At 63.5% G+C, this 9942-nt stretch carries 16 protein-coding genes; all 16 read left to right on the forward strand.

The features are described from left to right. Positions 1-30 precede the first annotated feature (30 nt). Positions 31-336, forward strand: a complete 306-nt coding sequence (locus PRN20_RS18110) for a hypothetical protein (protein WP_273959005.1) — start codon at positions 31-33, stop codon at positions 334-336. Further along, positions 337-1302: a hypothetical protein gene (locus PRN20_RS18115; protein WP_273959006.1), complete on the forward strand. Its 966-nt coding sequence runs from the start codon at positions 337-339 to the stop codon at positions 1300-1302. Positions 1303-2021: 719 nt separating this feature from the next. After that, positions 2022-2612: a hypothetical protein gene (locus PRN20_RS18120; protein WP_273959007.1), complete on the forward strand. Its 591-nt coding sequence runs from the start codon at positions 2022-2024 to the stop codon at positions 2610-2612. Positions 2613-2750: 138 nt separating this feature from the next. Further along, positions 2751-2984, forward strand: a complete 234-nt coding sequence (locus tag PRN20_RS18125) for a hypothetical protein (RefSeq protein WP_273959008.1) — start codon at positions 2751-2753, stop codon at positions 2982-2984. Then, entirely contained in the window at positions 2981-3547 is a 567-nt protein-coding gene (locus PRN20_RS18130; protein WP_273959009.1) for a hypothetical protein, read from the forward strand. Before PRN20_RS18125 ends, PRN20_RS18130 begins: the two co-directional genes overlap by 4 nt. Beyond that, a complete protein-coding gene (locus PRN20_RS18135) occupies positions 3544-3897 on the forward strand; it encodes a hypothetical protein (protein WP_273959010.1) in 354 nt (117 codons plus the stop codon). Before PRN20_RS18130 ends, PRN20_RS18135 begins: the two co-directional genes overlap by 4 nt. After that, on the forward strand, positions 3894-4520 hold the full coding sequence (locus PRN20_RS18140; protein ID WP_273959011.1) for a GcrA family cell cycle regulator: 627 nt from the start codon (positions 3894-3896) through the stop codon (positions 4518-4520). The genes PRN20_RS18135 and PRN20_RS18140 overlap by 4 nt, the downstream gene beginning before the upstream one ends. Next, the gene (locus PRN20_RS18145; protein ID WP_273959012.1) at positions 4517-5161 is read left to right on the forward strand and encodes a hypothetical protein; all 645 of its coding nucleotides are present in this window, start codon (positions 4517-4519) and stop codon (positions 5159-5161) included. The genes PRN20_RS18140 and PRN20_RS18145 overlap by 4 nt, the downstream gene beginning before the upstream one ends. Before the next feature lie 4 nt (positions 5162-5165). Then, positions 5166-5570 (forward strand): hypothetical protein, encoded by a 405-nt coding sequence (locus PRN20_RS18150; RefSeq protein WP_273959013.1) that lies wholly within the window; start codon positions 5166-5168, stop codon positions 5568-5570. A 40-nt stretch (positions 5571-5610) separates the two neighbouring features. Further along, complete coding sequence (locus PRN20_RS18155; RefSeq protein WP_273959014.1) at positions 5611-6285, forward strand: hypothetical protein; 675 nt, start codon at positions 5611-5613, stop codon at positions 6283-6285. Beyond that, positions 6282-6533 carry a hypothetical protein gene (locus PRN20_RS18160; RefSeq protein WP_273959015.1) on the forward strand — a complete coding sequence of 84 codons (252 nt, stop codon included), beginning with the start codon at positions 6282-6284 and terminating at the stop codon, positions 6531-6533. The genes PRN20_RS18155 and PRN20_RS18160 overlap by 4 nt, the downstream gene beginning before the upstream one ends. Continuing rightward, positions 6530-7054, forward strand: a complete 525-nt coding sequence (locus PRN20_RS18165; protein WP_273959016.1) for a VUT family protein — start codon at positions 6530-6532, stop codon at positions 7052-7054. Before PRN20_RS18160 ends, PRN20_RS18165 begins: the two co-directional genes overlap by 4 nt. 187 nt (positions 7055-7241) lie before the next feature. After that, positions 7242-8096: a hypothetical protein gene (locus PRN20_RS18170; RefSeq protein ID WP_273959017.1), complete on the forward strand. Its 855-nt coding sequence runs from the start codon at positions 7242-7244 to the stop codon at positions 8094-8096. Next, the gene (gene nusG / locus PRN20_RS18175; RefSeq protein ID WP_273959018.1) at positions 8096-8722 is read left to right on the forward strand and encodes a transcription termination/antitermination protein NusG; all 627 of its coding nucleotides are present in this window, start codon (positions 8096-8098) and stop codon (positions 8720-8722) included. Before PRN20_RS18170 ends, nusG begins: the two co-directional genes overlap by 1 nt. 129 nt (positions 8723-8851) lie before the next feature. Next, a complete protein-coding gene (locus tag PRN20_RS18180) occupies positions 8852-9139 on the forward strand; it encodes a hypothetical protein (protein WP_273959019.1) in 288 nt (95 codons plus the stop codon). Between the two features lie 265 nt (positions 9140-9404). Continuing rightward, entirely contained in the window at positions 9405-9878 is a 474-nt protein-coding gene (locus tag PRN20_RS18185; protein WP_273959020.1) for a terminase small subunit, read from the forward strand. Positions 9879-9942 lie beyond the last annotated feature (64 nt).

A 9942-nucleotide genomic window follows, 5' to 3' on the forward strand; every position in this document is an offset into this window, starting at 1 on the left:
GCTGTTCGCTATCGCGTTCGGAGCTTGGCGATGAGCGGCGACACTTGGATCGTGCCGCCAGAGCTTTACAGCAAGCCAGCGTCGAATGCGGACGCCGACGTCAAGAGCATCGTTTCGCGGGTCGTCGCGGTCGAAGACCAGATCGATGCGCAGAACAAGCTCAAGGCGCTCATCTACGCCGAGGCGAAAGTCTCCGGGATGGACATCGGCGCAATCAAGTCCGTCGTTCGAGCCGTCCGCTACCTGCCTCAGAGCAACGCAGAGAACCTGTCGGGCCTCAGCGAGACGGTGAAGCGATACCTCGACCTCGTCACATCGAGGGGAGGGGCAAAGTAGATGCTCTCTTCCGCACAACTGAAGCAGATCACGACCGAGGCCCGTCCGATCATCGAGCGTCAGCTTGAGGACGCCGAACGGCTCGCCGGCCTGCGCGATGTTGTCGCCGCAGCCGGTGGCGACTGGGGGCAGCTCAAGGCGCTCATCAAGGCTCAGATCAGGGACGAGCAGGACGAGGCCGGCGAAGGCAAGCACGTCCGCAAGATCCTCGACAAGGCCGACTACGCCAACGCCTACGCCGGCATGCTCGGCTTGGCGAATATGAACGAGAAAAATTTCTCTGACGACACCCCCCACGATGCCGATGGCGTCGTGATCGAGGACGACAACCTCATTCCGGCGTTCCTGTCGCCGGCGCAGCCCAACGGGGCAGACCCCCGTACGCCAGTTGGCGCAGCAGTTGTGGGCGAGACTGCGAACCATTCCGAAGTAGCCGGCGAGTTGGTCGCGCCGGGGCTGACAGCCGCTGACCACGGCACCGATGGCGGCGTGAGCGCCGATGACCTGAGCGCAGGAGGCGAGAATGTAGCTGACCGCCCGGTACATGTGCCGGAGGAACCGGGCCCCGGATCGACCTCCGTTAATCCACCTGCCGAGGGTGGCACAAACTCGGCCTCCATTTCCGAACCGGTGACCGTTCCTCCTCCTCATACGGTCACCGCCACGGGCGACGACAGCGCGGCCCCTCCCTCTGCTGCTGTCGTCGTTCCCGAACTCGCCAGTGTAGACGCTGACGCTGGCGTAGACCGGAGCGGGAGCCATCGAGCCCCCGCTCCGGTCGCCAATGTCGTAGCTCTTCGCTCGCATGATCCGGCCACCCATTTCCTCAGCGAAAAGGGCCTCGCGCGCCTTCATGGCTGCTTGAAGCCCGAGATATGCGCATCGAGTTCGCCGCGCACGAAGCTCTGCTTCGACTGCTCGCGGCAGCATGACGGGCCGACCGCTCAGATGGGCAGTGCCTCGTGAACGCGCACGCCATCAACGGTCACGAGAAAAAGGCGCACGGCAGGACGGGGGCACGTCCTCTGCGCGGCTGCATGGGGAACCGTGCGCCCATTTCTCACGACAAGTTTCAGCGGGGTTCCTCCACCCCGCACACTGGCCGGGGCTTCGGCTCCGGTCCTCTTATTCGAGCGGCGGGCGGACACGGCGGCAACCGTGCCCTCGCCAAGCATTCCCTGTGCGACTGCACTCATGATCGCTTCGCCCAGGGTCTTTGTCGTCATTTCCGCAGCTCCTTCGTCGTCTACGGCCACAACCGTAGAGCGGAAGGATTTGCGATTGCGTCAGAACCCTTTGCAGGAGCGTCAAAAGGCTATGACTGACATGTCAATCTCGCCAGCCGATGAGGCGGCAGGGTGGGCGGAAGGTCTAGTCCGCCTGCACCATCGAGGGCCCGGCGACACGGTGGATGCGGCCATGCACCGTGTCGCTCGGAAGCATGGCATTGCGCATCAGATCCTGTGGCGGTTGCGGTATCGCCGCCCTGACGATTTGATGGCGAAGGTCTATCTCAGAATCCAGGCAGCGTACGAAGCCGAGTGCACGAGGCAGGAGGCCAAGCTTGCGCACCAACTCGAAATCACACGGGCACTCCCCGCGACCCCGGCTCGTGCAGCTCTTATTGCAGAGACTGAAGCACTTCTTCGACAGGCGCAGGAAGTCAGCACCGAAGGCGGTGCCCGATGAGCCGGGCGTTCCAGTGCGCCCACTGCACGGCGACCGCGACAACTAGCAACGGCAACTACAACCGAGCCGCAAAGATCGGTGCGCCGCTCTATTGCGGCAAGGAATGCGCCGGTCTCGCCCGCCGCAAGTGGAAGTCGCCTGCCCAGCGCAAGGAAGAGAAGCGCGTCTATGACGCCGCTCGCCGCGCCGAGCTTGCCGACGAGATCAAGGCCGCCAAGCGAGCCTATCACCTCCGCACCTATGACCCGGCCAAGGCGGCAGTAGAGCGCAAGAAGCGCATGCCTCGTCACGTCGAGTATTGCCGGCGCCCTGAGTACCGCGCGTGGAAGCGCGACTACGACCGCAACTATCGGGCCGCCAAGGAATACGGCGAGTTCGCCGAATGCTTCCTGCTCGTGATGGACATCCGAGCGGAGTGCCTGAGCCAGATGACCGACTACGAAATCCGGCTCGAAAAAGGAACCCTCAGCAAAACGCAGAAACGGAGACGTGAGTATGAGCGAGCTAACCGCAAAGAGCCTGAAGTCGGCCCTCTGGGAGACTTTGAACGCCGTCAAGGATGGGAAGATGGAGGCCTCGCAGGCTGACTCGGTCGCGTCCCAGGCGCGCGAAATTCTCCGTACCACGAACACCCAGCTTCGGGTTGCCCACCAGTCCAAGCGGCCGGTCGCGGTGGACGTGATCAACTTCGCCGAGTCCTGATCGCGCACCCAAGGAGCACGACCATGTTCCACTTCACCCTGCCACGTTTCGGCCGGCGCAAGCCCGCGCCTCTGCCGCACGTCGTTATGCCGCCGCGCGATGACGCCGGCCGCTTCATCAGCGCCAAGCCGGATCGCCGCTCAGAGCTGGAACGGGCCATCGAGATCATGCCGGAAGACCTGCGGCGTGATGCTCGAGAGTTAGCCCTCACCATCCCTCTTACCGACAAGCAGAGAGAGGGGAGGGCAGGGCAGTGACGGTCGTCGCATCGAACTACGCCCGCAAGGAAAACGACCTCTACCAGACCGAGCCTTGGGCGACGGAAGCGCTGTTGCGGCACTTCCCGCTCAACGGTCTCGGGGTGTGGGAGCCGGCCGCCGGCAACCACCTGATTGCCGACGTGTTGCGCGAGACTGGAGCGAAAGTCTTCACCAGCGACATCGTCACCTACGACCGAGAGCACGATCAAACCTTCGACTTTCTCAATGGTATGCACGTCGGCTCGCCGTCGTTCTTCCACGCCATCGTCACGAACCCGCCTTACGGCAAGGGAAACCGTGACGCGGTGAAGTTTGCCGAACTGGCGCTGGAGCGCTGCGACGGTCTCGTGGCCCTGCTGCTGACGGCCAAGTTCGATTTCGGCAAGACCCGCCGGCACCTGTTCCGTGACAACCCGCGCTTCGCCGCCAAGATCGCCCTCGTGGACCGCATCCAGTGGTTCCCGGGCGACACGTCGGGGACGGAAGATCATGCCTGGTACGTGTGGGATCGCGCCGACCGACGGTCCTCCCCCCGGATGCTCTGGGAGGCCCGCTCATGACGGAAGAAGAAGCGTACCAGTCCGCCGTCGCCAAGGGTGCATGGGCTGGGATGAACCCGCCGATCTCCATCACCCTGCCCGACACAAAGCCGGGACCGCTCCGGCTCACCGAGCAGCAGGAAGAAATCTTCGACCAGATGCACTCCCTGCGCTTGCCGCTGAAGCACATCGCCGCGGCAACCGGGCTGAGCGTCTACCAGCTGTATCGACGGATCAAGCACACGCACCGGTCGCACGCATCGACAGCCAATTCACCGGCTTGGCGTGAAGCCAAGGCTGAACGGATCAAGGCGAACATTGCGGAGTATCCGAGCCGGTCTCTGTTCGACAGCGGGAGGGAAGCGGCATGACGGGCCTCGATTGGTCGGAAAGCCGCACGCAACAGCTCAGGGAGCTATGGGCCGCTGGCCTATCTGCCTCGGAAATCGCGGCGGCCATTGGGATGACCCGCAATGCCGTCATTGGCAAGGCGTCCCGCCTTGAGCTTGCTCGACGCCGGCCGGCCAGCAACCCCTATGGCAAGGGCACCGGCAAGGTCCGACGTCAGCGCAAGGGCGAGGTCGTCGGGAAGCGCGGCAACGCCGGCAAATATCGCGGCGTAGTGACCAAGGCCCGCAACGCTCGAGAGATGGCCGTATCGGTACGGCTGGCCCGCGCAAAGATGAAGGGCGCCACCACTCTAGATGAGGCGCTGAAGAAGGTGCCTCAGGATACCCGTGTCGTCTCTAGCTCGGCTTGGGAAGCACTGCCTGGCACCATGCCCATCCCCCTCATCATGACCTCGGATGCGACGTGCCGCTGGCCGATTGGTGATCCCATGCTGCCGGGCTTCGGCTTCTGCGGCTGTGCTGTCGATGATGGCTCTGTGTACTGCGCCACGCATCGGGCGAGGGGCACGACGAAGTTCAAGGCCAGTGCTGAGGACAAGCGCAAGCTCGAGAGGCGGGATAGGTCGCGGAGGGTGTTCGCGTGAGCGTTAGCGCCACCACGCTTCGCAAACTGGCACTGCTTGGCCTTGATGCCGAGCAGATGGCTGGTGTTCTCGATATTCTGGCAGACGGCGTCGAGGCTGAGGAAGCGCGAAAGACTGCGCAGCGGGAGCGTACTCGCAAAGCGAGGGCAAAGCAGCGTGACGCTACTGTAACGTTACCGACGCGTGACAGTAACAGTGACGACACTCGCGGGGGCGTGACGCGCGTAGAAGATAAAACCTCTACTACGAAGATAGAACCTCAGAAAGAAAACAAGACGCCTCGAGCTGCGCTCGAAGCTGTTTTGGATGCCGAGCGCGCCGATGCGGTGCTCGCCCATCGTCAACGCATTCGCAAGCCCCTCACTGAGCACGCCGCCAAGCTCCTGGCTGGCAAGTTCGCCAAATGCCCAGACCCGAACGCTGCGGCCGACACCATGATCGGCAACGGCTGGACCGGCTTCGAGCCGGAGTGGATGGCGCGGCCGGCAGCGCGTGGGTCACCCCCTCAAAAGCCAAGGGGAATGCAGGGGATGTTCAGCGAGATGCGCGAGGTTTTGGAAGATGGACAGACAGACGATGGCAGAGGTCACAAGCCTTCTGGAGCGACTGTTCTCAGCCTTCCCTACAGCCGCACGGGCTAACGAGATGCTGGCAGCGCGGACGTACCTCGAGGCGATCGAAGGCTACAGCGTCGAAGCCATCAGACTCAGCGTCGGCCAGTTCATCGGCGGCAAGGTCGAGTGGCACGATGGACGGTTTGCGCCTTCGGCCGCCGAGCTCGCCAAGAACGTCCGCCAGTGGCACGACGCCATCAAGGTCGTGGAGCAGGCCAAGAATCCGCCGCAACTGGCATCGGGCATCCTCAGCATCGATTACGGTCGCGGTCGCATCGACATGACCAAGCTGACGTTGGCGGAGCAGAACGAGGTCTTGCGCACCGGGCAGGCGCCGAACGCCTCGCTGCCGGATGGCACGCGCCTGGCTCGGCTCGGGGAGAAGTCGCGGGGCTATGGCCTCGGCTCTCCCGAAAGCGACGACGCCGCCGCATGACCCATTCCCTCTCCACCAATTCCGAACAAGGGGCAGTGCATTGATCCACTACCACGGCACCCCGCTGACGCCTCGCAGCGAGTTGGTCAAAATGGCCGGCAAGCATTTTTGCGTGTCGTTCGCCAATCCTGGCGATGCGGACTGGTGTCTGGCAAACGGTCAGTCGGTAGTCTGGGACAATGGTGCCTTTTCCTTCAAAACCCAAGGCAAGCCGGTCGATTGGGTAAAATACTACGCCTGGCTGGAGACTCGGCTAGGCCACCCGCATTGGGCGATCATCCCTGATGTGATCGACGGCGACGTGCAGGAACAGCGAGCGTTGGTGGCTCAGTGGCCTCACGGTCACATGGGCGCGCCGGTTTGGCACATGGCGCTTCCCATCGATTACCTACTGGACCTCGCCAGCCATTGGCCGCGTATCTGCTTCGGCAGCTCTGGCGCATACTGGCAGGTGGGCAGCGACCAGTGGTGCAGGCGGGCCGATGAAGCGTTCAACGCTCTGGAGCGGCGTGGCCTGCGCCCGTGGGTGCACATGCTTCGCGGCTTGGCCCTTTGCGGCGACCGCTGGCCGTTCGCCTCCGCAGACAGTGTGAACGTCGCGCGCAATTTCAAGGACACCAACGCCGATCCCGAACGCATGGCGCGGCGGATCGATGCCATTCAATCCCCGATCCGATGGGCGGTTCGGGCAGAGCAGAAGGAGTTGTTCGCATGACCTCTCGTTACAAGACTGGCGGGCTTGAGCCGCGCTTCGTGATTAACCGGGCTGATGGCAAGGCCATCGACCCCAGCCGCCGCTACTCGCTGGTGCTGGATTTCTCCGGCGCCGACCCTCACGCTATAGCGGCGGCCAACGCCTACGCCGACAGTGTTGAGGTTGAGAATCCTGAACTCGCCGCAGACATTCGCGCTGCCCTGGCGAACCCGGCCAACGCCCCTGCACAGCACGGATATGCCTCATGATCGGCTATCTCGCTTTCGCGCTCTTCGCGCTCACCATCCCGGCCGCGAATTGGCTCATTGGGAACGTCGGCACTGAGTGCATCCCGAACGGCCCATGCCTGATCCCGGTGGGGTTCGGCTTTGCCGCGCCGAGCGGCGTGCTGATGGTGGGCGCTGCGTTGGTCCTCCGCGACATCGTTCACGAGCGGCTTGGCGCGTTGTGGGCTGGGTACGCCATTCTGGTTGGCGCGGTCCTCTCCGCGTTCTTCGCGCCGCCGGCCTTGGTCATTGCATCGGTTGCAGCATTTGCCCTGGCGGAAACCGCCGACCTTCTGGTCTATGCTCCGCTGCGGAGAAAGCACCTGGCGGGGGCTGTGATGCTCAGCGGGCTTGTCGGCGCGGTGATCGACAGCGCGGTTTTCCTCTGGCTGGCCTTTGGATCGGTCTCGCTCATCGAGGGGCAGATCGTCGGCAAGCTCTGGATGAGCCTCGTTGGTGCTGCTGTGTTGATGGTTCATCGCAGAGCGAAAGCAGCCGCCTGATGCCCATCCGCACGATCCCCACCAGCCCCGAGCACCGCGTCGTGGTTCGCGAGTGCGACGGCTGTGGTTCCCCCAATGCCCCATACGGCACTGGCAGGCTTACCGATGCTCTCCGCACTGGTGATCCGAGCAAGGTGAAGTGCTGGTGCGGGCCGGATGGGTGCAAGGCAAGCGAGGAGAAGGCAGCGTGAGCGCCAAGGAAACATTCGCGAAGGAAGCCGACCTCTGCGCCGCTTTCATCGAGTGCCTGCCTGACAGCTGGACGGCGTACCCGGAGACCGGCGGCTTCGACATCCTGCTCGTTCGCAAGGCCGATGGCATGCAGATCGGTGTCGAGGCAAAGCTGAGGCTCAACGCCAAGGTGGTGACGCAGGCCGCGGAAAGTCTGTCCACCTACCGTGTCGCGCATCCTTCACCGGATTGCCGGGCCGTGCTGGTGCCGGCTGGTGTCAGCTCCGACCTGGCTGGCGTCTGCCAGTTGCTGGGGATCACCGTCATAAGCATGCGCGCGCTGGTCAGAAACGATCGCGGCGAGGTGGTCTGGTATGGCAAGGATCGGACCATGGCGCGGCTGGCCAGCGGCGGCTATTCGTACCCGTTCCAGCCCCGCCTGCCGGAAGCCAAGAGCATTACCGCAGACGACGATTGGCACGAACGCTGCCCAGTAGCGCGCCTCAAGCTGCCCGACTGGGTGCCTGATGTGGTCGCCGGAGACACCGCCCCGGTCGCGCTGACGCCATGGAAAGTAGGCGCCATCAAGCTGGTCGTCACGCTGCAGCGCCGCGGCTACCTCACGCGGCAAGACTTCGCTCACTTCAAGATCAGCATGTCCCGCTGGACCCAGCAACGCTGGCTGGTGAAGGACGGGCAGGGAGGATGGATCGCAGGGCCTTACATGCCCGATTTCAAGGCCCAGCACCCCGTCAACTTTGACCAGATCGCGGCCGACTTCGAGAAGTGGCAACCGCCGGTTGCGGCAGCCACCAAGGGCGTTGTTGTCGGCGAGCTCTTCCCGGCAAGCGAGACTGGAAAGGCAGCATAATGGCGTGGCACATCATCCAGGCATCGTCGCAGCGCGAGCGCAAGGCAGCCAGCGAGATTCGCCGGCAAGCCGACCTACAGGGCAGGGAAGGCCTGCGCACCTACCTCCCCAAGTGGAGCTGGGTGCAGGTCAACCGCCGCACCGGCGAGAAGACCGTGCGTCATCGGCCGCTCATGCCTGGCTACCTGTTCGCTCGCTTCCCAGCCGGGTTCTACCCCGACGTGAAGGAGTGCGAGGGTGTTGTCCGCATCATCAAGAGCACGACCGGTGCCCCGGCTCTAGTGCCTGACAAGCTCATCGCCGCCCTGATCCGCAACCAGCGGGACATGAAGCACGAGGCCGAGGCAGATCGCATTTACCGCATGGGCCGCCGCCGCGGCGCTCCATCGTCATTCGACGCGGCCATGTCTTCGGCGCTGTTCGGCAATGCCGACGCCGGCATGATCGTTGCCGGCCCATGGGAGGGCAAGGTGGTGACGTTGCTTGGCATCGAGACCAATGGGCTGGTGCGAGCGGAGATCGAGCTTATGGGCGTCGTCAGCGCGAAGACCTTCAAGCCGCTGGTCGAGATCATCCCAGTGCAGCAAGCCGCCGTTGCTGTTGACGAAACGCGCGAAGCAGCTTAGCTACCAATATAGGACGACTCCCTGTGCCCTTGATGGCGATACTTGGTGGCTTTGCCCGGGGGAGCCCAGGCTGCGTGTGCAGCCCGTCCCTTTTGCTTGCCAGAAATTCCAACCCTCCGGAGACATCGCATGTCGTATAACGGCTCGCTTTTCCGTGCCTTCATTGTCGCGATCGCCGCTGCCTTCCTTTCGATCGGCGCACTGTTCGCTGCCATCGTTCCCGCCACTGCTGCTGACTTCGCCCTGGTGTTCAAGGCCGAGCCCTCGCTCGCCCTCGATGCCCTCGGCCACAAGGTGATGCTGAACGCCGCCCCTCCGAACGGGTCGGCCGCTTCGGCTTTCATTGTCAGCGCCATGCAGCACGATCTCTATGTCGGCAACGGCTTCGTCCACATCGCCGGCATCGCCGGTACCTAGCGCCTGCCATCTACCAAAACAAGGCCTGCCACGCTTCGGCGCACCCCGGCGGGCTACTCATTCCTTCAACGCTTCATCAGCGCCTCAGATCAACAGAGGCAGCGGTGTAGCGCAAGCACCTAGTCTGCATCCCGCCCTATCCTTGAGCCAACACGGGAATAGGCGAAGTCGTATTGCCTGATGCGCGAGAGCGTCAAAGCCGGGGGCGGGGCCGCAAGGCTGATTGCCGGCCAATTGTTCCCGAACAATTAAGTAGGTGAGTGCGATGGCCGCGCCGCAAGGCAACAGCTTCTGGAAGCAGCGCAGTACGCATGGCCGGAAGCCAATCTTCGCAGACGCCGACCAACTGTGGGAAGCCTGCACTGAGTACTTCGAGTGGGTGGAGGCGAACCCACTCAAGGAATCCCAGGCGTTCGCATACCAAGGCACTGTGAAGTTGCAGGAGTTGCCCAAGCTTCGCGCCATGACGATCGGAGCGCTCTGCATCTTCCTCGACATCAATCAGGACACGTGGGGTGAGTACCGGGAACGCGAAGGCTTTACCGAGGTCACAAGGCGTGTGGACGAAATCATCCGGGCGCAGAAGTTCGAGGGCGCGGCCGCTGGCCTGCTGAACCCGAACATCATCGCGCGCGACCTTGGCCTGGCTGACAAGCAGGAACTGACGGGCAAGGGCGGATCGCCGCTGATGCCGACCATCGTCTATGAGGGGCGCCCACAGGATGCAGACGGCAAGTAGCACCGCCGCGCTGCGCATTGCCCTGCATCCCAAGCAATGGGTTGCGTTCCTCTCGCCGGCAACG

The organism is Devosia sp. ZB163 (genome assembly GCF_028613635.1).
Taxonomy (GTDB): Bacteria; Pseudomonadota; Alphaproteobacteria; order Rhizobiales; family Devosiaceae; genus Devosia_A.

Bases quoted from the DNA above. Each gene is read 5' to 3' on its own strand.
- PRN20_RS18125 (WP_273959008.1), top strand. From the start codon at position 2,751: ATGTTCCACTTCACCCTGCCACGTTTCGGCCGGCGCAAGCCCGCGCCT.
- PRN20_RS18110 (WP_273959005.1), top strand. From the start codon at position 31: ATGAGCGGCGACACTTGGATCGTGCCGCCAGAGCTTTACAGCAAGCCA.
- PRN20_RS18140 (WP_273959011.1), top strand. From the start codon at position 3,894: ATGACGGGCCTCGATTGGTCGGAAAGCCGCACGCAACAGCTCAGGGAG.
- PRN20_RS18135 (WP_273959010.1), top strand. From the start codon at position 3,544: ATGACGGAAGAAGAAGCGTACCAGTCCGCCGTCGCCAAGGGTGCATGG.
- PRN20_RS18150 (WP_273959013.1), top strand. From the start codon at position 5,166: ATGCTGGCAGCGCGGACGTACCTCGAGGCGATCGAAGGCTACAGCGTC.
- nusG (WP_273959018.1), top strand. From the start codon at position 8,096: ATGGCGTGGCACATCATCCAGGCATCGTCGCAGCGCGAGCGCAAGGCA.
- PRN20_RS18115 (WP_273959006.1), top strand. From the start codon at position 337: ATGCTCTCTTCCGCACAACTGAAGCAGATCACGACCGAGGCCCGTCCG.
- PRN20_RS18120 (WP_273959007.1), top strand. From the start codon at position 2,022: ATGAGCCGGGCGTTCCAGTGCGCCCACTGCACGGCGACCGCGACAACT.
- PRN20_RS18165 (WP_273959016.1), top strand. From the start codon at position 6,530: ATGATCGGCTATCTCGCTTTCGCGCTCTTCGCGCTCACCATCCCGGCC.
- PRN20_RS18160 (WP_273959015.1), top strand. From the start codon at position 6,282: ATGACCTCTCGTTACAAGACTGGCGGGCTTGAGCCGCGCTTCGTGATT.
- PRN20_RS18180 (WP_273959019.1), top strand. From the start codon at position 8,852: ATGTCGTATAACGGCTCGCTTTTCCGTGCCTTCATTGTCGCGATCGCC.
- PRN20_RS18185 (WP_273959020.1), top strand. From the start codon at position 9,405: ATGGCCGCGCCGCAAGGCAACAGCTTCTGGAAGCAGCGCAGTACGCAT.